Here is a 23,460-nt window from a genome sequence, read left to right as displayed (position 1 = left end):
GCAAGGAGAGCGGCCGCATGAACCGGGACACCGCACAGCTGGACGTCGTCCTCGTCCCCGCACCGGAGCAGGGCGTCTGGCGCCTGGGAAAGGCCAAGAACCCGGTCACGTACGAACAGATCAGCCAGGAGGACGCGTCCCGCACGGGCGGAAACCGCTGGAGCCTGGTCAGCTACGGAACCCTGTACTGCGCCTCCGAACACGACGGGTGTTTCGCGGAGGCGTTAGCCCCCTTCCGCGTGCACCCCCGGATGCGGGAGGTCATCGGGGACGACTGGAAGGAGCCGTACTACATCACCCCCGGCAAGATCCCGCGCGACTGGACCACGCGCCACATCCTGGTCCGCCTGCGGCCTCCCCGGGAGGCCCGCTTCCTCGACGTGGACGACGAGCGGACCCTCGAGACGCTCTCCCGCGAACTCAAGGACGAGCTGGCGGAGCAGGGGGTGGACAGGCTCACCACGGAGCACGTCCAGGGCTTCAACCGGCGGATCACCCGGCTGGTTTCGGCGTGGGCCATCACCCGGCGCACCGGCCCGACGGAGCAGGAGCGCCTCATCCACGGGATCGCCTACCGGTCCCGCTTCGGGATGCGCCAGTGCTGGGCCGTCTTCAACGACGTGGAGCTGAAGCAGGAGGAGAACAGCCTGATCTTCCCCGAGTCGGAGGCGCTGCGGCGGGTGGCCGAGGAGTACGGCCTGACGATGTTGTGAGCGGAGGGCTGGGCCCCGCTTGCGCCCGGACCGGAAACCCCCTGGAAGCCCACCTGGAAACCCACCGGAAAATCACCCCTCCCACGTGGTCCGAAAGGACGAAAACAACTCGTCCCCTGCCCGCCCCGAGCCACCGACCGTTCCCCCCAGCCGGTGGTGTCCGGGCAGGTCAGGGGGTAAGTGACAGTTGAAACAGGTCAGTTGACACTCCGTCGACAACGCGGCGGATTCTGCCTAAGCGGTGGAGTTGGGAGGTGATAATGGGTAACCTAACCACTACATCGACCAACTTGGAGCATGTGGGGGATCTCATGACCAACACCGGTTGCGCCGTCCGGGCGTTCTTACCCGTCGGCCTCGGGCCGTGCGTCATCGCGCCGTACGTCGTCGCGCCACCGCCGCCCGTCCCATGCGCCGCGCTCCCAGGTCTCCCCCGCCATCCCCGTGCCGGATCCCCGCGGACCGGAATACGTCGATGCTGAGCGGTGTCCGCTAGCCGGCACGCCCCACCCCCGCCCGCCCCGGTGACACGCTTCCCGGCGGGACGGGAACGCACCACGAAGCGTTCGCAGCTCGCCGAGACCGAGCGTCCCCTTCCGCCTGCCCTCGCGGCAGTGCGCGACAGCCGGGTCCGGCGGGCACACCTACACCCGTCGCCTGAACACGCGACCCGCCACCGGACGGGCGCGCAGTCCAGGGCAACGAGGGAGACCCGACCATGCCTTCTGACACCTCCATGCCCCCTGTCGCCCTCGCGAAGAGCGCCGCCAGCGCCGAGCGGGCGCACGTCACCACCGTGCGCATGCACATCAGCGAGATCGCCCGCTTCCTCCAGGACAACCTGGGGCAGCGCCTGACCGCGCGGATCGCCAACATCAGCGATGCGAAGCAGGTCGGCAAATGGGCGTCGGGCGACACCACGCCCCGGCACGAGTCCGAGGAGCGGCTGCGTGCTGCCCTGCAGGTCTTCCAGCTCATTCAGGACGCCGAAAGCCTCTACACGGCTCGTGCGTGGATGATCGGAATGAACCCGCAGCTGGAGGACGAGGCTCCGGCGCAGTGCATCGCCGACGGCCGGATGCGCGACGTGATGGTGGCGGCCCGCGCCTACGTCGACGGCGGCTGAAGGACGGGAACGGCGTTGCGGCCGCGCGGCCGTCCCTCGTATTCCTCCCCCACTCGTCAAGGGATGGACCCGTGGCGCATGTTCGAGGGCACTACCGCAAGGACGGCACCTACGTACGTCCCCATTGCCGGCCCATCGGAATCCCAACGGCTGCGACCGCTGGCGGCGGGGGCTTGCTGCTGCTGTTCCCCATCCTGGCCGTGCTCGGCGGCGGGGGTGGCGGTGCCACCCAGGCGCCGAACCCCTCGGCCCCAGCCACCGCTGCGGCCACACCGGGCGGGCTGCCCCGATAGCCAGTACGCGTGCACGGCGCCCGGCCGACGGCCGGGCCCCCGGCTGCTGGGCGCGGGGCCGTACGTCCCGGGGCAGAGGACTCTGAAACCGGCCAACCCATAGCATTGACGCCATTTCCCCCCAGTTCGGCCACGCGCTCGCCGCCTTCGGGCTACACAAGGGCAAGGGGCCGGACACTTCGCTCTGCCGCCCCGGGAGCGCTGGGACGGGGGGCTGGGCACGTGCTCACGATCAACGTGGCGGTACTGCTGGCGGTCATCGTTGTCTTTCGGCTGCGCCGCCGCACCGAAGCGCGGAGCCGGCGCGACGAGAAGATGACCGTGGTCATCGTTCTGGCCCTGGGCATCATCCTGGCCCCCACCGACCTCGGCCAGGGCATCGCGCGTGTCCTCGGCCAGCTCGTCACCACCGCCTCCCAGGCCGGCCAGTGACCGGCTCCGGCCGTCTGCGGGAAGCCGCTCCGGGCAGGGGCCGATGAGCGGCCGCCGCCGGCCCGTCCGGCGGGCCGTTCGCCGGTCCGTCCGGCGGGCCGTTCGCCGGTCCGTTCGCCGGTCCCGGCGGCGTGGGAACCGGGGCCTGGAGCAGCCGGCTCTCCTCGTCCTCTCTGCCGTGGTCCTGCTCGGCCTGGCGAGCGCCGTTCTGCGGTGGCTGGCAGCCCATCCCGGGACCGTCACCGCCTTCCTCCTGGCCGCTGCCGCTGCGGCAGCGGCCTGGGCCTGGCGCCGCAAGGAGGCCGCGCGGTGGGAGCGGGTCCGGGCCCGCGGCCTGGGTTACGCCCTCGGGCAGCTCGACGGCCTGCACCACCGGGCGTTCGAGTTCGCGGTACGGGACCTGATGCGCCGCGACGGCTGTGCGGACGCGCGGCAGGTTGGCGGTCGCGGCGACAACGGTGCCGACGTCAAGGCCACGGACCCGTTCGGGCGCCGCTGGGTCATCCAGTGCAAGCACCGCAAGGACGGCTGGTCGGGAAGGCCCGTCGGTACCCCTGACCTCCACGTCCTCAACGGCACCGGCAGGCAGGTCCACCGGGGCGACGTCCTGGTCATGCTCACCAACGGACGCATCACCGCCGACGCCGCCCACTTCGCGAAGTCCCAGCGGCTCCACCTGGTGGACCGCCACCTCCTGGCCGAATGGGCCGCCGGCTCCCGCCCCTTGTGGGACCTCTTACGGGCCCTCCCCCCGGCGGCGGGAAACACGCCATCACCGCGCGAGTAGACGGCCGGCAGCCGAAACCCCGGCGGTGGCGCCGGCTGTGCTGAGGCCGTACGGCTCATGGCGTCGGGAGGGCTCCTGCTCCCCGGAGAACTCTTCTGGTGGCGCCTTTTCACAACCGGCGAGGCTAGCGATCACGGGACGTGCCGGTGCCACTCATATCCGTCAGGCCAACGTGGGTTCGGCGTGCCGTCGTCGTTCATGTGCGCCCGCTGCCAGATTTCGTTCCAGCTGAACGGGATCTGCGGCACGACCCGGTGCCGCCGCCCGCACGGACAGGGCGCCAGCACCCACGCGCACCCACCGCACAGCTCGATCCAGCCGTGCCCGGTCGAGCTCAGCACCCGCGGTCCCCCATCCCCGCAAGCCGGGCAGCCGGGCAGCTCGACACCGTCCAGAAGCGCGTTCTGCCGGCGGACGTACTCGGACAGCCGCAGCGACGGATGGCGAAACGGGTCGTAGTACCAGAAGCGGTCCGGGTCCTGGCCGTCCCACCCGCGCCACACCCACCACGGCCGCGGGTCCGGTGCGGCCCGCCGCCCAGCCCGCTTCTCCGCTCGGCGTTGCGCGGTGTACTCCTCCGCCCTCGCGAGCCACAGCACCCGCGCTTCGTGGAGTTCCTCCACCGCCCGCACCAGCGCGTCAGGGTCCGCCTCCAGCCGCCGGGGGATCGCGGCGCTGAGCGTGAGGTGGTGGTACGTCGCCCGGAAGCCGTACGGCGCGAAGTGGGTGATGCAGATCCGCAGCGCGCTGTGCCGGCGGAGCAGAGGGAGGCGGCCATCGTGCACACGCGCTCGGTGGGTCAGGAAACTGGTCACGCCCGTGCCCGTGGGGACGGATCGTGGCCGAAGGAAGCGTCGGTCACCCGGAAGCCGCCGGCGGCGAACAGGTCAGGCATGGTGAGCAGCCCCTGCCGGGATCAGGCGCCGAGCGGCCACTGCGCCGGTTCGGCGTTGAAGCCCTGGAAGACCTCGACCGCGGCCGGCTTCTGCCCGGCCGGGATGAGGAACGCGGTGCAGATCTTCTCCGACTGGCCCGGGCCGAGGGTCTTGGTGCTCTGCGTCGGCGGGCAGTTGGGCCACTTCGCGGTGCCCATCATGACGATCAGGGCACGGGTCCTCAGGCCCGCCTCCGTCCTGATCATCAGGCCGCCGTCCATGTCGCCGAGCTCCATGGGCGTGCCGCTCTTGTGGGTGAGCGTCGACCAGACGAAGACGGGGATCTGCGGGCCGTCCTTCTCGTCCTTCTCCAGGCCGGAGTTCTCCATGTCCGCCTCGGTGCCGGTGTGCACCTCCAGCGGTGTCACGGTGTACTTGGCGTCCTTCGACGTCGTCTTCTGGCTCTCCTGCACCGGGCCGGCCTCGCCGAGGCGGTACGCCTTCTTGGCTGCCGCGCCGGTGCGCTGCGACGGCGAGCCGCTGCCCTTCGCCGCCCCCAGACCATTGCACCCGGTCAGAAGGGCGGCCACGGTCACAGCCCCCATCGCCGCCGAAGCAGCGCGCGTCCACGTACGCATTCCCAACTCGCCTTTCCCCGGGCCGGGGCGACACCCGCCACGACCCGCACCTCTACGTTCGAGCGATCATCCTCTCAGAGGTGTGCATGCCAACCCACAGTCTGGGTGTCCCCCGACCTCCTACTCGCCGTTCCGTGGCAGGGTGCGGTTATGGATCAAGCAGAGGTATTGCTCATAGGAGGGCGCGCCGGCGTCGGCAAGACGACGGTGGGGTGGGAGGTCTCAGCACGTCTGCGTGCTGCGACGGTTGCCCACTGTGTGATCGAAGGCGACTTCATGGGGCAGGCCCATCCAGCTCCGGAGGGGGACCCGCGCCGCAGGAAGATCGCTGAACGCAATCTGGCGGCGCTCTGGTCGAACTACGCCGAGCTCGGCTACCGCCGTCTGATCTACACGCACACGGTGAGCGTTCTGGCTGAGAACGAGGGGATGTTCCGGCGCGCCATGGGCGCGGACGTCAGGATCGTACGGGTGGTGCTCACCGCATCCGATACCACCGCTCGTGAGCGGCTGACCGGTCGGGAACTGGGCTCGGAGCTGGAGCAGGAGGTGGAGGGCAGCGCCCGCAAGGCACGGATCCTGGATGAGCAGGCGCCCCTGGACACGGTGCGGGTGGCGACCGACGGGCGTGCTGTGGTCGACATAGCGCGCGAGGTCGTGGGCGCTACCGGATGGCTGGGCGCCTCCGGGTAGGTTCTCGCCGCTCAGGGGCGATTCGGGGCGAGGATGGACGCCGGTACCGGGCCGAGACGCTTCGGCGGCTCACCCCGCGTGGACGTCCTCGCAGCCCGTGGTCTCCGCGTCCTCGGCGTCGCCGGCCAGGGCCTGCTGCCAGTGGTCCCGTTCCCCGGCGATGCCCCGCTGCGCCGGCTGGGCGTACCAGGCCCACGCCTCGGTGCCCGCGGAGCCCGTCGTCGAGCCCGACTGGACCGCGACGACGTACCGGCGACCGGGTTCGAGGACGGCGTACCGGTCGGGGTCCTCCGTGGCGTAGCGGCCCGGGGTGCCGCCGTTCTTCACGCCCTGGGTGATGTGCAGGACGTCGCCGAACCGTCCTTTGAAGGCCTCCAGGGTCTTCACGCGGGTGGTCAGGTAGGCGCTTCCGCCGTCCTCCCGGTAGCGGGTGTTCTCGACGGCCTCGACCACGGCCACGCCCTTGGACTTCGCCGCGACGACGTCGTCGCGGCTCAGGTCCGGGCCGCACACGGAGTGCACGGGCCGGGTTTCGTGGGCGCCGAGGGTGGACCAGGCCGCCGCGGCGGCGAGGGCGCCGGCCGCGAGACATCCGCCGACCCATGCTCTGACGATCACATCAGCCCCACAGCTTCTTGTAGTTGGCCTTGTCGACGGCGGTCGGCACGTCGGGGTACGGGGCGGCTTCGGGCCACATCACGGACTGCACGGCGCTCTTGCCGCTGTCCGACTTGTGGCAGAGCCCGAGCGCGTGTCCGAGCTCGTGGGCGGCTACCATCCGGCGGGTGGCGGCGTCGTAGGTGTCCATCCGGGCCTTGTTGAAGCGGATCACGTCCGTCGCCGCGGGGCCGGGGTGGCGGGCCCACTGTCCGGCCGCGGGGTTCCGGCCGTCGGAGAAGTCCTCGTAGTGCAGGTCGTTGACGGTCGTCGCGGAGTCCGGCGCGATCTTGATCTTGGCGCCGGAGTACGACCAGGCCCGGTTCGCGTGCCGGTACTCCGCCTTGTACTTCGTCCCGGCGGTCCACCGGATCTCGCCCTCGTCGACCGAGCTGTCCCCCCGGGTCTCGGTCGCGTCGTGGCCGGACTTCGCGAGGCACGGCGCCGCGGTGGCGGCGCGTGCCGGGCCGGGGCGACGAGCAGCACGGTGGCGAAGGCCGCGAGGCCCGCTGCGAGGTTGCGCATCCCATCAACGGTAGAGCAGCCGGAGCCGAGGACGATCGTTTCAGCGCGGCGGAGCCGGCCGGACCTGGAGCCGGGGGCGGACGGGACGCGGGAGGGAGGGGCTACGGGCCGGCCGGGGCGGGGTCGGACTCGTTCAGCTCGGCGATCAGGGCGTTGCGGCCGGCCAGCATCTCCGTGAGGATCCTGCGCGCGGCGCGCAGCAGGTCGGCGACGTCACCACCGGCGAGGGCGTAGGTGACGGTCGAGCCCTCCCGGGTGGAGACGACGATGCCGGAGCGACGCAGGACGCCGAGCTGTTGCGAGAGGTTGGAGGCCTCGACGTCGATCTGGGCCAGCAGGTCCCGTACGGGCATCGGGCCGTCCTGGAGCAGCTCCAGTACGCGGATGCGGACCGGGTGACCGAGCATCCGGAAGAACTCCGCCTTGACCTGGTACAGCGGGACCTGCATTCCCACGACGCTCCTGCTCCTCCTCGGACGGACTCCGGGCCGGGTGGGGATCACCACCCCGCCCATCGTCGCGTCCCGCCGGCCCACGCGGAACCGATGTTGACCAGATTTACATGTTCCGAGTTGAAGAACTCTTCAACTCATGGGCATGCGCGGGCCCGGCGGACACCGCGACTACACCTCCAGATCGGCTTCGATACGGCTGAGCTGGTGGCGGGCCATCGCCAGGTTCGACCTGCCGCGGTCCAGGACCAGGTAGAGGAAGAGACCGCCGCCGGAGCGGCTGCGCCGGATCCGGATCAGGTGGTACTGGCTGCCGAGCGTGATCAGGACGTCCTCGATCTCGTCCTGGATCCCGAGCATCTCCATCGTGCGCAGCTTGGCCCGGATGACGTCGGTGTTCCCGGCGGCCGCCACCATCAGGTCCAGGTCCTTGCCCCCGCCGAGCGTGCCCAGGGCCATCCCGCTGGCGTAGTCCACCAGCGCTACGCCCAGGGCCCCTTCGATCGAGGTCATCGCTTCCTTGAGCGACACTTCCACGTTCGCCATGGCTGTCCTCCGTCGGTGTCATGTGCCGTGCCCGGCACGGATCTTCCGCATCGGACGCTACCGATCGCGCGGCGCCGTACGGCGGGTTCACCGGATTTGGCGCGATCTCGACCCGTCCCTCGGCTGCGCCGATCCGCCGTGCCTGCTCCTGCTGCACGGCGGCGTCCGTGGTGGGCCTCTCAGGCGCGTGAGGTGTCCGCGGTCGGCGGCCCGACTTTTGTCCGCGGACAAAAGTCGGGCCGCCGACCGGCCCCGTGCCCGGTCAGACCGTGCTGCGTTCCGAGCGGGTGGAGAGGCGTCCGGCTGCTTCCCGTCGGGACAGCCGCTTGTGCTCCCGGGCCGCCCAGCGCCGGACCCGTTCGGGCTCCAGCGGGGTGCCGTGGCCGACGTGGAGGCGGGAGGGGTTGAGGGCCAGCATCGTGCGCAGACTGGCCAGGTTGCCCAGCGGGTCGTCGTGGAACGGAGGGTTGGCCGGTCTTCCCGGGAGGAGGCCGAAGAAGGAGTTGGCGACCAGATCGCCGGCGACGAGGTCTCCTTGGTCGGTGAGGACGGAGATCGAGCCGGGCGTGTGGCCGGGAGTGGGCATGATCCGCGCCGCGATCCCGAAGTCCTCCAGGTCCGTCTCGCCCCGTACGAGTACGTCGGGCTCGAAGGCCTCGACCTTCATGTGCAGGTTCTTGTTCCTGGCCATGAGCCGGCCCATCGGGCCGGTGGGCAGGTACGGTTCGCGGGCCCGGCCGCTGCGGAAGGGCTCGAGGTCGGCGCTGTGTCCCGCCACCGGGGCCCCCGTCAGGCGGTGCAGTTCGGCCGCCGATCCGAAGTGGTCGATGTGGCCGTGGGTGATGACGATCAGCGATATGTCCGCCGGGTCCACACCGTGCGCCGCGACCTGCTCGTAGATCCGTCGGCCGCTGCCGGGGGTACCCGCGTCGACGATGACGGGGCGGCGGCCCAGCAGCAGGTACGCGTTGATGTTGTGTCGGCCCATGACGGGGATCGGGATGACTTTGGTGGGGGACACTGCTTTCTCCCTGGTGTGTGTCGTGGTGTGCCACTGGTGCGGGCATGACCGGGTTCCGCCGGGCGGCTGTGCGCGGGCGGTACGGGAAGGTGGGGCGGGAAGGTGGGGCCGGCCGGGTCGTGCCGCCAGGTGGGGTCCGAAGAGGTACGGCCTAGCGGAAGCGGCGCCGGTAGGCGGCGGGGGTGGTTCCGAGGCGGCGCCGGAAGGAACGGTGCAGGCTCTCGACGGAGCCGAGTCCGCTGAGGGCGGCGATGTCCGGCAGGCCGAGTTCGCTGTCCTGGAGCAGCTGGCGGGCGGACTCCAGCCGGGCGGACTCGACGTACGCGGCGGGGGTGGTGCCGGTGCGCCGGCGGAACAGCCGGGAGAAGTGGCGCACGCTCAGGTGCAGCCGTGCGGCGAGCGCGTCCGCGGACAGGTCTTCGGTGAGGTGCTCCCCCATCCACACGCGCAGCTCGTCGATCCGGTCGCCGCTTTCGGCCGGCACCGCCAGCGGGACGCTGAACTGGCTCTGGCCGCCCGCGCGCTTCACGTACATGACCATGACGCGGGCGGTGGCCAGGGCGAGCTCGCTGCCGTGGTCCTCGGTGACCATCGCCAGCGCCATGTCCATCCCGGACGTGATACCCGCACAGGTCCACAGCCGGCCGGCCCGGATGAAGATCGGGTCGGGATCGACGGTGACGCGGGGGTGGTCGGCGGCCAGCCGTGCGGCCGTGAGCCAGTGGGTCGTGGTGGTCAGGCCGTCCAGCAGACCCGCCGCGGCGAGCAGGTGCGCGCCCGCGCAGATGGAGCCGGTCCGGGGGATCCCCGGCACGGCTTCCCGGAGCCAGTCGAAGATCCGCTTGTCGAGCACCGGCTCGACACCGTGGCCGTCCACGTGGATGGCACCCGATACGAGCAAGGTGTCCACGTTGCCGTGCACCTCGTCCAGCGTCAGGTCGGCGGTCAGCCGGACTCCGCTGGAGGTGGTGACCGGGCCGCCGTCGGCGGTCGCGATCTGGACGGCGTAGCCGGGCCTGCCGGTGCCGGTGCCGGTGCCGGTGCCGGTGCCGGTGCCGGTGCCGGCGACGCGCGTGGCGACCGAGAACACCTCGGCGGGGCCCGTGATGTCGAGCAGTTCGACGCCGGGGAAGGCGGCGATGACGACCCTGTGCGGTGGGAGCATGTGCCGATCCTCTCGGCCCGTCGCGGTGGCCGCAATGACCAGGTTCTGTCAGATCCGGTCATGCGGCGGGAGCACGGCACGCCCCCCGACTTTTGTCCGCGGACAAAAGTCGGGGGGCGGACGCCGGCTCCTGCCCGTGGACACGGGGTCCGCCCGCGGCAGCAACCTTTGTCCGCGGACAAGGTTTCCGGCCCGACGCCCACGGCCGTCGACCTTTGTCCGCGGACAAAGGTCCGCCCACGGTCCCCGACTCTTGCTCGCGGACAAGGGCCGCTCGCGGCCTAGGGCGCCTCGACTTTTGTCCGCGGACAAAGGTCCGCCCCCAACGGCACACGGCCCCCGTCTTTTGTCCGCGGACAAAGGTCCGCCCGCGGGCCCGACTTTTGTCCGCGGACAAAAGTCCGTCACCGCGCGGCATCCGGCGTGGCATGTTCCGGCGGATGAGGAGCCGTCACTACGCTCGGCTCATGGAAGACAGGTTCGATCACACTCCTGCGGTGTGGACCGCACGGCAGCTGCGCTCCGCCCTCGCCGACGTCCCTGACGACACCCCCATCAGCATCGGCGTCGCCGGCGCTCCGGGGGACTTCGACGAGTACGACGAGTTCGTCCTCGTGGGCGCCGAGCCCGTCGAAGTCGACCCCGGCGACGGCGAGGCGTCCGGCGTGCCGCAGGTCGAGTTCACCCTCTTCGCCGACGCCAAGGCCGGGCTCTACTACCTGGACATGGAATGACCTCGAGCCGGTCCGCGAGCACCGCCACGGCCTTCGCATCATCCTGAGGCCACGGCCGTCCTTCCGGATCAGCTGGGCTCGGCGGTCCACGGCCAGGCGGCCTCGCGGCCGGCTTCGATGAGGCCGACCATCCGGAACGCGGCGTCCGTGAGGCCGCCGAAGGTGTGGCGGTGGGGGCCCGCGGGCCCGTGGGCGGGTCGGTAGCCCGCGAGGTTCCAGGTGTAGACCGGGATGCCGGCCGGGACCGGTTCGGCCGGCTGGCGGGGGCCGAACGGGGCGGCCTGCTCGTCGGTGACGATCAGTACCCGGTCGTGCTGCCGGTAGTGCGCCCGCACTGCCTCCGTGGTGCGCGTGCCTCCAAGACACTGGAACCGCTTCAGCACCTCCAGCACCGACTCCCCCGGCTCGAACCGCACCCGTCGGCTGCTCCAGCCGAACTCCACCAGGTCCGCCTGTTCGGCACGCATGGCCAGCGCCGTGCCGAAGACGGCCGCCGCGTCCGCCCGGGTCAGCCGGGACCGTTCGGAGACGGTGTCCCAGAACATGGAGTCGGACCGGTCCACCAGGATCAGGGTGCGGCCGGGCAGGGCCGGTACGTTGGCCAGGGAGTGGCCGAGGGCCCGTTCCAGCGGCGTCGCCCAGCGCGGTGACGGCGCGTGCTGGTGGGCCGCGAGGTAGCGGAAGGGGAACTGCCGGGACCGGCGGACCTCGGCGGCGTCCGAGAGGCGTGTCGCGACCCGGGCCGCGACCTCGTCCGAGACTCCCGCCTCGTCGAAGTTCCGCAGGTTCCGCAGGAGCGCCATCGGTCCCATCGCGGGAATCACGGCTTCCCAGACGGCGGCGTCCATCGGGCCGTGGAGCCAGCCGGCCACGGCTTCCCAGGTCATGCCGGCCGCGGCCAGCCGCTCGGAGCCGCCCGGCCCCGTCACCACCGCCCGCCGGTCGTCCGCAGCCGTCTCCATCAGCGCCCGGTGCGCGGTCAGGAGCGGGTCGGACGCAGGCGGTACCGCCTGCTCCGGGTGGTGGCGGCGGTCCAGGGCGTACCGGAAGAGCGCGCCCTGCCAGGGCTTCTCCGGGTCGGGGGAGGCGTGTACCAGGTTGAGCACGTCGCCGAAACGGAAGCCCTGGGACGCGGTGTCGTACTTGAGCAGGGACCGGGACGTGTACAGCCGGCGTACGCCGTCGGCGATGCCGCGCTTCACGGGCTGCGGCACGTTCCGCCCGTACGCCGAGATCCAGTGGGCGAGCAGCTCGCTCGGTTCGTCGGCGCGCTGGAGCACCGAGTCGATCACGGAGCGATTGGAGGGGCCTGCGGACACCCCGGCCTTCCGTCGCGCCCGTACGTACGCGGCGGCGCCCACGAGGGACGCCGTACGCATGTTGCCCTCGCCGCGGAGCCACCGCAGCAGCCCGGCCGTCCACACGGGGTCCTGGACGGCGAGTTCGCCGACGAGCCGGGCGTAGCGGCCGTCCCGCTCCTCACCGCTCTCGTAGAAGGTCCGCTGGGAGACGAAGTTGCCGACCGCGAGGAGGAAGAGCTCCTCGCGGGGCTCCCGGACGAAGGCCGGGCCGCCTTCGTAGGTGCGCAAGCCGGGCGGGGTGGTGCCGTGGCGGAGCGGGGGAGGGGAGAGGGAGCGGGCGGCCGCCGAGACGTGCGGGGCCACGAGCATCTCGGACCAGACCTTGGAGACGCGTGGGGTGTGACGAGGCAGCGAATCCCCCCGGATTCAATGGATGGGGCGGCCCCGGTCGGGAGGTCCCTCCGGGGCGAACGCCCGCGCCTGCCGAGATCAAGAAAGGCGGCGGCGTCACTTGGTTGTCAGAGGAAGTAGCCGCAGCCGAGCGCATCGGAGGCGCGGTCGCCCTGCCAACGTACAAGGGCCCCGGGCCGCAGACCAACGATTAACGCGGGCTCGCGACGGCCCCGACTTTTGTCCGCGGACAAAAGTCGGGGGCCCGCTCCGGTGGATCGGAAGCCTCTGGAGGAAGCGGACCGGCCGGTGCGAGAGGCCGTGGAGCGGCGGATCGCCGAACAGGAGGCCCGGCGCGTCGAGCGGGTGACCAAGGTGATCAGCGCGACGGTGGCGGCCCAGGAATCACCGGTCCTCGGCGGTCGGCCCGGCGCGGGGTACCTATGGTGACGGCCCGACTTTTGTCCGCGGACAAAAGTCGGGCCGTCGCCGTGGGGGGAGCGGTGGTCAGCGGTTGCCGGTTCTGCCGTTGCTGTCGATCAGGAGCATGGTGAGCTCCGCGCGCTGCTTCGGCGGCATGTTCTGGCGGATCGCCTCGAAGACGGCTTGGGGGTCGCTCCATGCGAGCGGGCTCGTCTCCGTGCTCTTCGCCTGCTCCGGGATCGCCCTCTCCGGCTCGGGCTCCGGCGTCCTGGGTGCCTCCTGCGGCGGGGGAGCGGGGCTCACTTCGGCCGGTTCGGCGGCGGCTGGAGCGGAGGGTTCCGCGGCGGCCGCCGGCGGGGACTCGGGGGCCCGACTTTTGTCCGCGGACAAAAGTCGGGGCTGCGGATCGGCGTGCTCCGCACCGCCGACGGCGACGGCCGCGCGGGGCGCCTCCGCCGGAACCGGCACCGGCACCGGCACCGGCACCGGCACCGGCACCGGCACCGGGGGTTGCTCCTGCGCCTCGCGCAGGATCTCCCGCTGCACCGCCTTGACCTGCGCCTCCTGCGCCTTGTTCTCCTTGAGGAGGTCCAGCAGGGAAGCCGCATCCGCGCCCGGCCGGTCCTTCGCCGCCCGCGCCAGCAGCCGGCCGTCCCGCTCGGGCAGCTCCCCGGCGCTCAGCATGCTCTGGATCTCGTCCGGCAGTTCCAGCAGCACCAGCTGGTTGGTGACCCAGGACGGCGACTTGCCCAGCCGCTCCGCCGCGCGCGACTTCGCCCCGTGCTCCCGGCCCTGCTCCGCGCAGATCTCGACGAGCTGCTGCACCCCGCGCGCCCGCTCGATGACGTCGAAGTCCTCGCGCTCGAGGTTCTCCGCCAGAAGGTGGTCGATGAAGTCGGTGCGGGAGGCCGCGAGGTCGTCGCGTACGACGAAGTCGAGGGACTCCAGCCCCACGTGCAGGGCGCTGCGGAAGCGGCGCTCGCCGTTGATGAGGACGTACGAGGCCGCACCGATCCGGCTCGCGTGGTCGGGCCACAGCGCCAGGTACGCGCTCCGGCTGACGACGACACAGGCGGAGAGCTGGGCCTGGCGCAGCTCCTCACCGAAGCGGGTCTTGTCCTCGTCCGTGCCGAAGTTGCGGCGCGGGTTGAGGGGGGTGGGGGAGACCTGGTCGAGGGGGACGCGGATGAGTTCGTACTCGGGCACGTCGCCCTGCGCGATGGCCTTGGCCCGCCCGCGCTCGCTGCGGCCGCCGGTGCGACGGGCGTTGCTGAAGGCCGCGCCGGTGCCGAGGAGGTCGCTCTTGCTCATGCCGCGATCCTCCGGGCGATCTCGCGCATGGCCTCGGACTGCTCGCAGTCGGGCGCGTAGTGCAGCAGGGGCAGCTTGACGCGTACGGCTTCGCGTTGCTCCTTGAGGTCGGCGATGACGGTGATGACCGGCGGGTCGCCGAACTCCTTCCAGCTGTTGAGGGAGGAGGTGACGACGTAGCCCTTGCGGCTGTCGTAGAGGTTCACGACGAAGCCGAGCTGCGCGATGTCGATGTCGAGGTCGTCGATGAGGTCCTCGAGCTGCTCGCTGAGCATGTCGTAGGCGTCGGCGGACGTGTCCTCGGCCTGGACGGGGACGATGAGGCCGGAGGTCTTCGGGGCCTCGCCCTCGCGGGTGCGGGCGTAGTAGAGAGCGGTGTCCATGGTGTAGCCGAGGCTGGGAGGGCAGTCGACGACGATGTAGTCGAACTCCTTCTCCAGCTCCTCCAGCGCCTTTTCCAGCGCGGTCTCCTTGGTGCGCACGTGGCGGGTGGTGGCCAGGCGGGCGTCGAGGAGGAACGCGTCCTTGCAGGACGGCAGGAGGAAGAGACGGCCGGCGAAGACGCCGTGCTCGATGGGTACGAGGAGGTCGCGGATGCGGCCTTCGATCTCTCCCAGCATGTGCTTGGCGAGGCTGGGTTGCTTGATGCCGAGCATGTCGGCGCCGAGGTGGCGGGTGAGGTGGCCCTGGGGGTCGAAGTCGATGACGCAGACCCGGGCGCCGGTCTCGGCGAGGGCCTGGGAGAGGCCGTTGCTGATGGCGCTCTTGCCGACGCCGCCCTTCTGGTTGCAGACCACGATCCGGCGGGCACCCTCGTGGGACGGCCGGCGGCGGCCCGTGGGGGAGGGGTGGGTGTCGAGCCAGAGGCGGATCGACTGGGCGACGCCCTGGTTGTACGGGATCTCCCGCGTGCGGCAGTCGTCCTTGAACTCCCCGTACAGGCCGGTGGGGAGGTAGGTGGAGAAGGAGGAGGCGCCGGAGGTGTCCACGGGGGTCGCGGCCGAAGCGTCGGCGCGCCAGGCGTGGATGCCCTCGGTGACGGCGTCCTGGATGTCCACGCCCAACTGGGCGGCACGGACCTTGAGTTCCTGCCTCAGGGACGCCGGCAGTTTGGCAACTACCTTTTCCCTGACTTCCGGATCGTATGGGGCGGTCATGCGGGTACCTTACTAACCTTCTTGCGGGAAGGCGAAGAGGCACACCGAACGATGTCGCCCGTATGTGTGACCTGTCCCGCTGGAGCCGCACCTGGGAGTGCTCGGCGAAGACGAAGTTCCGGCTGACTACGCCGACGCCCCGGGTGGGCTGCGCCGTCGGCCACCGAAGGCCTGCGGCCGGCCCGCTTCGAGGAAGCCGACAGGTGCGTGCGTTCCCGTCGCCGTGCACTATGCCGTCGAGCTACGGGCGCCCGGCCTGACAGCTCGTGCCGACGAGGTGGTCGCCTGGTGATGGGACAGCGATCTCAAGGTGTTCCTCGAAGAGCTCGCTGCCGACTACCGAGGGTGGGACGGCGAGCGAAGCTGGCAGACCAACGACCGGTCCGGCATGCGCCTCACCCGGATGCCGTCGCGATCCGGGTGGCTGGGCGTCGGAGGCCCGTTCTGCGGGCCCGCGGGCACGGCGATGCGGGGGCGGCCGGGGCTCCAGACGCTGCCGACCGCTTGCGGGGCGAGCAGGCCGCTGGAGGGGAGCCCCTTCGTGTACGCATCCGCCCTCACCCTGACCGCGACCCGACCTCACACCTGCGACGCCGGCCGACGCCCTAAGGCAGGCCCACCAGCCCCCAGCCGCGGCGCGCTGCCTCGGTGGTCACGTCGCCCCATTCCCGCAGGAGCGCTGTGAAGTCCTCGAAGGTGTCCGGGCGTCCTGCCCAGCCCTCGCATTCGGCGGCGAACGGTTCGCGCAGCTCCTCGAGGCGGGTTTCCACCTGCGTCCAGGCGCGAGCCTTGTCAGGCAGGGTCTCAGGCGGGCATACCAGGAGGAGCGAGGGATGCCAGCGGTCGGTGGCGGGCGGGAAGAATCCTCCGCCGCCGGTCAGCGCGGGGTCGTCGGCCGGGTCCGCGTCCCAGATCAGACCGCCGAGGAAGGTGTCCGTCGCCTGACGCAAGGACGCGTCGAGGAGGGGCCGGATGTCGGCCCACGCATCCCCCGCGCGGGAGTGCGGGCGATAGGCGCCCGTCGTGGTGAAGAAGTCGTACGTGGCGCACCATGCCGACTCGCGGTCCGGAAGCCACGTCCAGCCGCCGCGCGGCCTGCTGAGATAGTCCTCGTCATCAAGCTCCGGTGGCCAAACGGCATCGTGCAGCGCCTCGACCCGCTTCTCGACGGGTATGGCACTCAGATGTTTCCAGTCCGCCATGAACAGCATGAGATCCAAACCCATGGCGGCAGCATAGGCAGGGCAGCGCCGCATGCCGACTGGATTCCCACATCGCCCTCGCGCCCCACCGCCAGGCCATGCTCAAGTGCCGTGGGACGCCTGCACCCTCTGCCGAAAAGCCCTGTACGGCTCGCTGACGGCCTCCCGTTGCCGGGAAGGTCGCGGGGCACCGGGGGAGTGGAGATCGGCCCTCTGAGGGGCCGTTCTGGCGGTCGATTTTTGTCCGGATCGCCGGAAATCACGGGGCGGCCCCGGAGCTGACCGCTCTCATCCAATCGAGGCGTTTACTCACCGAACCCAGTCGTTCGGCCTTCCGCCTCAGCGAACCTAGTCATGCAGGCAATCGCACTGGGGGTTCTGGGTGGCCGTACCGGCTGGGGTGGATCTTGCAGACCCAGCGCAAGCGTCTCGAAGGAACATCCCCTTCGACCCCTCCGCCGAGGCTGAAGCAGCCGGCGAAATGCACTGTCTGCTCGACTCCCCTCAAGCCAAGGGCAGCGGACCTCGACGCCGGACATGCTCCACGACGTGCCGCCAGAAAGCACTCCGCCTGCGCAAACAGGCTCCGCTCGACGTCGAGAACGGACCAGCGGAGCAGGCTCACTCAATCCACAACCTCTGAGGCGACCGCGTCAATCCCTGACGCCCGTAGCTTGCGGGCCAGGAGCTCCATCTCGGGCAGCGTCCCTGAGTACTGCCCGCTGAGGACCTGCCCCAGCACGGCCTTGACGCCGCCCAGGCCGATGCCGAGTTCCGCTCGCAGCACCCGCATGATGATGGCGCTGCTCGCTGGCGCGCTTACCCGCAACCGCGCGCGGCCACGCTCGGAGAGCAGTCGGCTACGCAGTTCGTCCGGCAGGTCACCGCCGCAAACAGCCATGGCGAGCCCGCAGGACGAACACGTCGACTCAACATCCCACCGCAGCGTCTCGCCCACCAGCCCCTGGACACCGCACCACTCTGCCTCGGCACCGCACCCCTGGCACACAGCGGAGTACCTGACGGACTCGACCAAGATCGAATTTTCCATGATTCCACCCCTCACCAGAGAAGAGGTTAAGCGGCAAGCCGAACGGCTTCCTGGGCTCCAATGCTCGGCATCGAACCCGCCAGCCCGACGGTCGCGGCCGCACCGATGCCTCACGAAGCTGTCTCATCCGGGCGACTGACTTCGCTGAGACAGGACAGGAGCTGTGGGTGGCGGAGAGGGCAGGATTCGAACCTGCGTGGATTCCGTGGAACCCGAACGACCAGTGGCCGGTCCCCGATCAACCGCTCCGGGCACCTCTCCCTCGTGACCGGCCAACCATCCGCCCGGTCACGACATCCAGACTCCGCCACACCCCCTGACCCCGCGCTGACGAGCTGTCGGGCTAAGGGGTTCTTGTCCCTGGGCGGCTGCGGGCCGTGAATCCCAGGGGCCAGCCCCTGGACCCCGCCAGCGCCTGGGCCGCGCTGGACCGGCCGTGGCATGGGGGGCTACTCGCCCCCCAGACCCCCTCGCCAGGCGCTCGGGCGCCCTGGACCCGCTCCCCCTCACGCCCTGCCCCCGCTCCCTGACGGTCGCGGGGGCACCCCTCGGGCGCTGGGCGCCCTCACTGGGCATGAGGGCCGGGCGGACAAGGGGGCCATGCCGGACGGGGCAGAGGTGGGGGACTGCCGGTCGGCTTGCCGCCTGCGCGCCGCCGTGGTGACGGTGTGTCGGCTGAGGTGGTGGCCGGTGCAGTCCAGGGTGCGCCGAGTCGGCAGTGCAGGAACCCCCGACAGGGGGGCAGGGACCGGACCGGGGGTGATGTGCTCCGCCGTCGGCCGCCGCTCTTTTAGTAAGAGGGCGCCGCGCAAACAAGCCTCTGACCTGCGGTTTTGTGAAAGTCAATGTGCTCCGCAGGACACATTGGAGACCTCGTTGTGTGTACCTGGCGGACACATAACGCCGAAAAATCAAGCAGGCGTTGAGTTTTGAACGAAGACGGCACGGCTCGGAACACCGCAGGTCAGCGCGTCGCGATAGCCGACTCCTTCGACGCGCCCCCGTCAATGGCCCCTACATGAATGTGCCGCCATGCCGACAACAAGAATCAAGCCACCGTGGAGTTCCGGGGCCTGCGCGCGGAAAAACTCCACGCCCCGTTGAGTTTCGGCGCAGTGTTCGAACAGGAGGGGCGGGGGAGGTGCCCTCCGGCGCGTCGAGGTGTCAAAAGACAAGCACACGTTGATTTTTGGATAGTCTCGGACCGCCTGAGTAACGAGGAGGTCCTGTGACATCTGATCCGCCCGCCCGTCGACGGCGCGGGCCCCGGCCGGTACCCGCTCCCAGCGCCGCGGGCAACGAAGCCGAGTACGGGGACATCCTCGCGGTCCTCGGGCGGCAGCTCGGAGAGAAGGTCGCCGAGACGGCCGACCCCGCGGGCCGCCGTCGCCTCACGGGAGTCCACTTCGAGTACGCCGCCGACCCGCGAGCCGTGCACGACATGGCCGGGGGTTCCGGGTACAGCCTGGCCAGCAACTGGTTCACGCAGCTGCTGGCCCAGTTGGCCGTCGCGAACAGCATCACCAAGTCCCAGCTCTGCGTGTTCCTCTTCGTGGCCGGCGGGCAGGTGCCGGGGACCGGAGTCACCCCGTACACGCAGCAGGAGATCACCGACGGACTGAACAAGATCGCCGCCCAGAAGGGCGGCAAGATGATCACGCGCTCCACGGTCAACCGCGCCGTCCAGGCGCTGTGCGGCTACAACTGGGTGGAGAAGGCCGGCAGGGGCCGGATCCAGCTCAACGTGCGCCTGTGGTTCCACGGCAACAGCACGGCCCAGCACGACGTACTCGCCGAGATCGCCGACCGGCACGAGCACGACGTCGAGGCGTTCCCCTACGCTGTGGGCCCGCAAGGTGCGCATCAGGAGGAACTCGACCTCGACTTCGGGTCGGCAGCCGACTACCGCGGAAGGAAACGCACCGGGTGATAGTGCTGCCAGGCCCGTCCTCCATCACGGCCCACCGCCACCGCTCACGAGGAAGGCTGTCCCATGGCTAACGTCATGTCTCCGATCGTCGCGGAGCGCATCTGGGCGCTGCCGCTGTCCGGGTCCGCCGTCAAGTTCCTCCAGTACCTGGTCGCCCGGAGCGACTTCGGGGGAGCGCTGGCGGTCCGGCAGAAGGACATGGCGGCCGAGTACGGGGTGACGCCCCAGGCCGTCAGCGGGCTCATGGCGCCGCTGTGCGAGCTGAACATCGTGCTCAGGCCCCGCAGCGAGGAACGCAACGGCAACTCCTACCGGCTCCACCCGCTCGCGGCGAAGTACGAGAGCCCCGAGAGCATGGAGGCGGCGTTCCGCGCGGCCCTCGTCCGCATCCAGGAGGGCGACCTGCCGAACCTGAAGCTGCCGACGTACCACCAGGCCCCGCCCAGCCCGACGACGGGCCGCCCGAAGCTCCAGGTGGCCTGAACGGGCTCCAGAGCCCCCGCCCTCGGCGCCCCGCCCCCGCGTCGCCGGACAAGACGAAAGGCCCTCCACCATGTGGAGGGCCTTTCGCGCCTGAGTAACTCGTGCGGCCACTATATCCGCCACGGCCCGGCTGGGGACGGCTGGACCTGACCTCGCACCGGACCGGTGTCCCCGACGGCTTCGACGGCTTCGGTCCCTTGCGCGTGGCGGTAGGGACCGAAGGCGGGGCTCGTTGCGCGGGCCCTCTGAAGAGGGTCCGTAGCGGCCCGGAGTGCTCCCCCGGTTCGGTCCCTCAGTCACTCGGTCCCTGAGTCCCTTTACGTTTCCGCAGGTCAGAGCATGTTCACGATCGAGGACAGGGACTGAAGGGACTCAAAATCCGCTCTTCCAGCCTTTACGTGCGTGCGTGTATGCGCGGGCGTGAGGAGTACCAGTGCCATATTCTCGTTATAACTGGAAAGTTGAGTCCCTTCAGTCCCTTCGAAACGGCGGGAAACCGGCTGACCTGCAGGTTTGTCAGTGACCGAAGGGACCAGGGACCGAAGAGGGACTGACGGCCGTTCCGTCCCTGTTCAGGGGGTGGGAGGGGGCCAGGAGGGAGGGGGCTCCAGGGTCTCCGCCATGTTCGGTCCCTGCCTCCACGACGCGCAGGATCCGGCGATCCGAGTGGAATCAGACATTCCGGCTGCGTCGCCACGGCCTCCCAGAGGGACTCAAGGGACTGAAGAATCACAACAGTCACAGCAGCCTGCACCGCTTCGGCGTGTCGCTGCGCTAGGCTCCGGCATTGTGAAAGTTTGGTCCCTTCAGTCCCTGTCCAGAGCAGGGGCCGAAGCCCCGACCAGCACACACAGCCCTACCGAGCCCAGCCGCACCGCCGAGGAAGAACCACGTGCCAGCCCCCAGCGCAACGCCGCCACCGGCGGCAGCCGTCGGCACCGCGCACGGTCTCGAAGTGGCGCTCTGGCTGGCCGCCAAGGGCATGCCCGTCCACCCCCTCGCCCCCGGGGCCAAGACCCCCGCCGCGAACTGCACCCGGTGCCGGGAACAGCACCACGCTCCCTCGGACTGCCCCTGCACGGCCGAGGGACGCTGGTGCCACGGCTTCCACGCCGCCACCACGGACGCCGACGTCATCAGGGACTGGTGGCGCCAGGAGCCGGAGTTCGGCGTCGGCGTCTCCTGCGGGCCGGCCGGTCTCGTCGTCATCGACGTCGACACCCACCCGGCCCCCCTGCCCGGACGGGGACGGCTGCTGCCCGGCATCCCCATCGACGACCGCGTCGACCTGACCGGGCTGAGCTCCGGCTACGACACCCTCGCCCTCCTGGCCGCGCTGCGCCGACGCCCCGATCCCGCCCGGGACAGCGGCACGCTGCGCGTACGCACCCCCAGCGGAGGCCTGCACATCTGGTACCGCGCCCCTCTGGGCAGCCCGGCGATCCGCTCCTCCAGCGGCAGCGGCAGCCGTGCCGCCCTCGCCTGGCAGGTCGACGTCCGGGCCACCGGCGGCTACATCGTCGCGCCCGGCACCCGCACGGCCCACGGCACGTACGAGGCCCTGCCCGGCCCCCGGATCCCCGCGCCCCTGCCGCTGTGGCTCAACGCCGAACTCGCCCGCACCGGCCACCACCCCGCCCTTCCGGAGCCGGAGCGGGCTCCCGCGCCCCCGCGTGCCCGCACCGGGCCGACGACCGCAGGCGACGACGCCCACCGCATCCTGAGCCCCCTCCTCGACGAAGTCCGGGACTGCGCCCAGGCGCCCTCCGGTACCGCGTTCAGCGAGAAACTCAACCGGGCGGCCTTCACGGCCGGAGGCCTCGCGGCCGCGGGCCACATCACGCTGCCCGAATGCACTGGCCTCCTCACCGACGCCGCGAACGCGGCCCGCCCGGGCCAGCCGCGCCGCAACCAACTCGTCATCGACTCCGGGCTCCGCGCCGGCAGCCACCGCCCTATCCACCCCAAGGGACGCTCATGAGCAGCGCAGGAAGCACCGGCTTCGACGCGCACGCCGCCGCGGAGCAGCTCGCGGTCTTCGCGGCCGAGACCCCCGCGACCCCCCAGCTGCCGGCCCAGCAGGCCGCCCCGCCCGCGACCGGAGCCCGCGCGGGTGACTTCGTACAGTCCGGCCTGCTCGTCAACCTCACCGACCGGGGCAACGCCAAGCTCTTCGCCCACCTCCACCACCACCGCTTCCGCCACGTCGAGGGCCTCGGGTGGTACGTGTGGGACGAGTACCGGTGGAAGCGCACGGGCGGCGAGAAGGCGGCGATCTGGGCGGCCGGCGACATGGCCGAGGAGATGCCGCTGCACGACCCCCGGGGCCACTTCACCGACCGCGAGCTCGCCCAGCACCGCAAGCGCGCCATGTCGACCTCCGGGGTCAAGGCCATGCTGGCGCAGGCCAAGGCCTCCCCGGAGCTGGCGCTGGACCCCGACACCCTCGACGGTGACAAGTACGCCCTGTGCACCCCCGCCGGCGTCGTCGACCTGCGCACCGGCGAGCTCCGCAAGCCGGACCCGCTCAGGGACCTGCACTCGCGCGCGACCTTCCTCGCGCCCGAGGCCAGCCCCACGCCCCGCTTCGCCCGCTTCCTGAGGGAGACCTTCGGCGACGACGACAAGGGCAAGGAGATGATCACCTTCGTCCATCTCCTGCTCGGCTACTCCATCACCGGCGACGTCGGCGGCCAGGTCCTGCCCTTCCTCTACGGCATCGGCGCCAACGGCAAGTCCGCCCTCATGGACATCGTCATCAAGATCCTCGGCGACTACGCGGACGTGGCGCCGCCCGGCTTCCTGATGGAACGCGGCAAGTTCAACGAGCACTCCACCGAGCTGACCGAACTCCACGGCCGCCGCCTGTTCGTGTGCAGCGAGCTCAAGCCGCACGACAAGTTCGACGAGGCCCGCGTCAAGCTCCTCACCGGCGGCGACCGGCTCAAGGCCCGCCGCATGCGGCAGGACTACTTCAGCTTCGAGCCCACCCACAAGCTGTGGCTGCTCGGCAACCACCGCCCCGAAGTCGGCACCGGCGGGCACGCCTTCTGGCGCCGCATCCGGCTGATCCCGTTCGACAAGGTCGTCCCCGACCACCGCAAGATCGACAACCTGGCCGAGGAACTCGTCAACCACGAAGGCGCCGGCATCCTCCACTGGATGATCCAGGGCGCCATGGCCTACCTCAGGACCAAGCCGTCCCTCACCGGACCCACCGTCGTGCGCACCGCGACCCAGGCCTATGCCACCACCGAGGACCACATCGGCCGCTTCCTCGCCGAATGCTGCACCAGCGGCGACGGCTCGGAGGAGCCCCGCGACTTCAAGGTGGAGCAGGGCGCCCTCTACCGCGCCTACAGCACCTGGTGCCAGGAGGGCGAGGGCCTGCGACCGGCCACCACGCGCGCCTTCGCCACCCGCATCCGTGCCGAGGTCGGCATCTCCTCGCCGAGCGAGATGCTCCGCTCCAACGGCCAGAAGTTCTACCCCGGACTCGCCCTGCTCGCCGACGAGCCGGGATGACGACGCCCCGGCGAACGGGGCAGCCCGGGG

General features: G+C 70.8%; 24 protein-coding genes and 2 pseudogenes. 12 read left to right on the top strand and 14 right to left on the bottom strand.

The features are described 5' to 3' along the window. The first annotated feature begins 17 nt into the window (after nt 1–17). The 4 genes from AB0D45_RS21470 to AB0D45_RS21455 all read left to right on the top strand — a co-directional run bounded on the left by AB0D45_RS21470 (nt 18) and on the right by AB0D45_RS21455 (nt 3,351). Nucleotides 18–713, top strand: coding sequence for an RES domain-containing protein (locus tag AB0D45_RS21470; protein ID WP_361596721.1), 696 nt, complete (start codon nt 18–20; stop codon nt 711–713). 718 nt (nt 714–1,431) lie between these two features. Continuing rightward, nucleotides 1,432–1,839, top strand: coding sequence for an XRE family transcriptional regulator (locus tag AB0D45_RS21465; protein WP_361596724.1), 408 nt, complete (start codon nt 1,432–1,434; stop codon nt 1,837–1,839). A 515-nt stretch (nt 1,840–2,354) separates the two neighbouring features. Further along, a complete protein-coding gene (locus AB0D45_RS21460) occupies nt 2,355–2,564 on the top strand; it encodes a hypothetical protein (protein ID WP_361596727.1) in 210 nt (69 codons plus the stop codon). 43 nt (nt 2,565–2,607) lie between these two features. Further along, the gene (locus tag AB0D45_RS21455) at nt 2,608–3,351 is read left to right on the top strand and encodes a restriction endonuclease (RefSeq protein WP_362461374.1); all 744 of its coding nucleotides are present in this window, start codon (nt 2,608–2,610) and stop codon (nt 3,349–3,351) included. A gap of 131 nt (nt 3,352–3,482) precedes the next feature. Here AB0D45_RS21455 and AB0D45_RS21450 read toward each other — a convergent pair whose 3' ends face one another. Together AB0D45_RS21450 and AB0D45_RS21445 are read right to left on the bottom strand one after the other, a co-directional pair. Continuing rightward, entirely contained in the window at nt 3,483–4,136 is a 654-nt protein-coding gene (locus AB0D45_RS21450; RefSeq protein ID WP_362461371.1) for a hypothetical protein, read from the bottom strand. 131 nt (nt 4,137–4,267) lie between these two features. Next, nucleotides 4,268–4,816 (bottom strand): hypothetical protein, encoded by a 549-nt coding sequence (locus AB0D45_RS21445; protein WP_362461368.1) that lies wholly within the window; start codon nt 4,814–4,816, stop codon nt 4,268–4,270. Between the two features lie 198 nt (nt 4,817–5,014). Between AB0D45_RS21445 and AB0D45_RS21440 the strand changes: the two genes are divergently transcribed. After that, nucleotides 5,015–5,557, top strand: a complete 543-nt coding sequence (locus tag AB0D45_RS21440) for an AAA family ATPase (protein ID WP_362461366.1) — start codon at nt 5,015–5,017, stop codon at nt 5,555–5,557. Between the two features lie 69 nt (nt 5,558–5,626). On the opposite strand, the gene AB0D45_RS21435 is transcribed toward AB0D45_RS21440, so the two are convergent. The 6 genes and pseudogenes from AB0D45_RS21435 to AB0D45_RS21410 form a co-directional block, all read right to left on the bottom strand. After that, nucleotides 5,627–6,175 carry a hypothetical protein gene (locus AB0D45_RS21435; RefSeq protein ID WP_362461363.1) on the bottom strand — a complete coding sequence of 183 codons (549 nt, stop codon included), beginning with the start codon at nt 6,173–6,175 and terminating at the stop codon, nt 5,627–5,629. A gap of 1 nt (nt 6,176) precedes the next feature. Beyond that, nucleotides 6,177–6,620 (bottom strand): annotated as a pseudogene (locus AB0D45_RS21430) (matrixin family metalloprotease); the annotation flags it as partial. 220 nt (nt 6,621–6,840) lie between these two features. Then, nucleotides 6,841–7,188 carry a metalloregulator ArsR/SmtB family transcription factor gene (locus AB0D45_RS21425; RefSeq protein WP_362461396.1) on the bottom strand — a complete coding sequence of 116 codons (348 nt, stop codon included), beginning with the start codon at nt 7,186–7,188 and terminating at the stop codon, nt 6,841–6,843. Nucleotides 7,189–7,362: 174 nt separating this feature from the next. Then, nucleotides 7,363–7,737, bottom strand: coding sequence for a hypothetical protein (locus tag AB0D45_RS21420; RefSeq protein ID WP_362461360.1), 375 nt, complete (start codon nt 7,735–7,737; stop codon nt 7,363–7,365). 262 nt (nt 7,738–7,999) lie between these two features. Further along, complete coding sequence (locus tag AB0D45_RS21415; RefSeq protein ID WP_362461357.1) at nt 8,000–8,758, bottom strand: MBL fold metallo-hydrolase; 759 nt, start codon at nt 8,756–8,758, stop codon at nt 8,000–8,002. Between the two features lie 151 nt (nt 8,759–8,909). After that, nucleotides 8,910–9,923: a helix-turn-helix domain-containing protein gene (locus AB0D45_RS21410; protein ID WP_362461354.1), complete on the bottom strand. Its 1,014-nt coding sequence runs from the start codon at nt 9,921–9,923 to the stop codon at nt 8,910–8,912. A 467-nt stretch (nt 9,924–10,390) separates the two neighbouring features. Here AB0D45_RS21410 and AB0D45_RS21405 point away from each other — a divergent pair, with 467 nt between their 5' ends. Then, entirely contained in the window at nt 10,391–10,657 is a 267-nt protein-coding gene (locus tag AB0D45_RS21405) for a DUF6225 family protein (RefSeq protein ID WP_361610938.1), read from the top strand. Between the two features lie 68 nt (nt 10,658–10,725). Here the strand turns inward: AB0D45_RS21405 and AB0D45_RS21400 are convergent, their stop codons facing one another. Next, complete coding sequence (locus tag AB0D45_RS21400; RefSeq protein ID WP_362461351.1) at nt 10,726–12,327, bottom strand: TROVE domain-containing protein; 1,602 nt, start codon at nt 12,325–12,327, stop codon at nt 10,726–10,728. Between the two features lie 294 nt (nt 12,328–12,621). Here AB0D45_RS21400 and AB0D45_RS21395 point away from each other — a divergent pair, with 294 nt between their 5' ends. Next, nucleotides 12,622–12,798 (top strand): hypothetical protein, encoded by a 177-nt coding sequence (locus tag AB0D45_RS21395; protein ID WP_362461348.1) that lies wholly within the window; start codon nt 12,622–12,624, stop codon nt 12,796–12,798. Between the two features lie 57 nt (nt 12,799–12,855). Here the strand turns inward: AB0D45_RS21395 and AB0D45_RS21390 are convergent, their stop codons facing one another. Both AB0D45_RS21390 and AB0D45_RS21385 read right to left on the bottom strand, forming a co-directional pair. Continuing rightward, nucleotides 12,856–14,082 (bottom strand): ParB/RepB/Spo0J family partition protein, encoded by a 1,227-nt coding sequence (locus AB0D45_RS21390; protein WP_362461345.1) that lies wholly within the window; start codon nt 14,080–14,082, stop codon nt 12,856–12,858. Then, nucleotides 14,079–15,239 (bottom strand): ParA family protein, encoded by a 1,161-nt coding sequence (locus tag AB0D45_RS21385; protein WP_362461342.1) that lies wholly within the window; start codon nt 15,237–15,239, stop codon nt 14,079–14,081. Before AB0D45_RS21385 ends, AB0D45_RS21390 begins: the two co-directional genes overlap by 4 nt. Before the next feature lie 310 nt (nt 15,240–15,549). Between AB0D45_RS21385 and AB0D45_RS21380 the strand changes: the two genes are divergently transcribed. After that, nucleotides 15,550–15,924 carry a DUF6228 family protein gene (locus AB0D45_RS21380; protein WP_362461339.1) on the top strand — a complete coding sequence of 125 codons (375 nt, stop codon included), beginning with the start codon at nt 15,550–15,552 and terminating at the stop codon, nt 15,922–15,924. Here AB0D45_RS21380 and AB0D45_RS21375 read toward each other — a convergent pair. The 3 genes and pseudogenes from AB0D45_RS21375 to AB0D45_RS21365 form a co-directional block, all read right to left on the bottom strand. Then, nucleotides 15,845–16,465 carry a hypothetical protein gene (locus AB0D45_RS21375; RefSeq protein ID WP_362461336.1) on the bottom strand — a complete coding sequence of 207 codons (621 nt, stop codon included), beginning with the start codon at nt 16,463–16,465 and terminating at the stop codon, nt 15,845–15,847. The two genes, AB0D45_RS21380 and AB0D45_RS21375, sit on opposite strands and share 80 nt — an antisense overlap. A gap of 601 nt (nt 16,466–17,066) precedes the next feature. Further along, nucleotides 17,067–17,399, bottom strand: coding sequence for a hypothetical protein (locus AB0D45_RS21370; protein ID WP_362461333.1), 333 nt, complete (start codon nt 17,397–17,399; stop codon nt 17,067–17,069). Nucleotides 17,400–17,660: 261 nt separating this feature from the next. Continuing rightward, a pseudogene (locus AB0D45_RS21365) lies at nt 17,661–17,753 on the bottom strand. A 967-nt stretch (nt 17,754–18,720) separates the two neighbouring features. Between AB0D45_RS21365 and AB0D45_RS21360 the strand changes: the two are divergent. The 4 genes from AB0D45_RS21360 to AB0D45_RS21345 all read left to right on the top strand — a co-directional run bounded on the left by AB0D45_RS21360 (nt 18,721) and on the right by AB0D45_RS21345 (nt 23,430). Further along, on the top strand, nt 18,721–19,422 hold the full coding sequence (locus AB0D45_RS21360; protein ID WP_361608566.1) for a hypothetical protein: 702 nt from the start codon (nt 18,721–18,723) through the stop codon (nt 19,420–19,422). A gap of 63 nt (nt 19,423–19,485) precedes the next feature. Next, the gene (locus AB0D45_RS21355; protein ID WP_361608564.1) at nt 19,486–19,905 is read left to right on the top strand and encodes a hypothetical protein; all 420 of its coding nucleotides are present in this window, start codon (nt 19,486–19,488) and stop codon (nt 19,903–19,905) included. A gap of 955 nt (nt 19,906–20,860) precedes the next feature. Next, nucleotides 20,861–21,886, top strand: coding sequence for a bifunctional DNA primase/polymerase (locus AB0D45_RS21350; protein ID WP_362461393.1), 1,026 nt, complete (start codon nt 20,861–20,863; stop codon nt 21,884–21,886). After that, nucleotides 21,883–23,430 carry a phage/plasmid primase, P4 family gene (locus tag AB0D45_RS21345; protein ID WP_361608562.1) on the top strand — a complete coding sequence of 516 codons (1,548 nt, stop codon included), beginning with the start codon at nt 21,883–21,885 and terminating at the stop codon, nt 23,428–23,430. The genes AB0D45_RS21350 and AB0D45_RS21345 overlap by 4 nt, the downstream gene beginning before the upstream one ends. Nucleotides 23,431–23,460 lie beyond the last annotated feature (30 nt).

The sequence above is a fragment of the Streptomyces sp. NPDC048352 genome (assembly GCF_040651895.1).
Lineage (GTDB): Bacteria > Actinomycetota > Actinomycetes > Streptomycetales > Streptomycetaceae > Streptomyces.
Note: the sequence above shows the minus strand (reverse complement) of the source record. Positions and strands in the feature narration are given on the sequence as shown.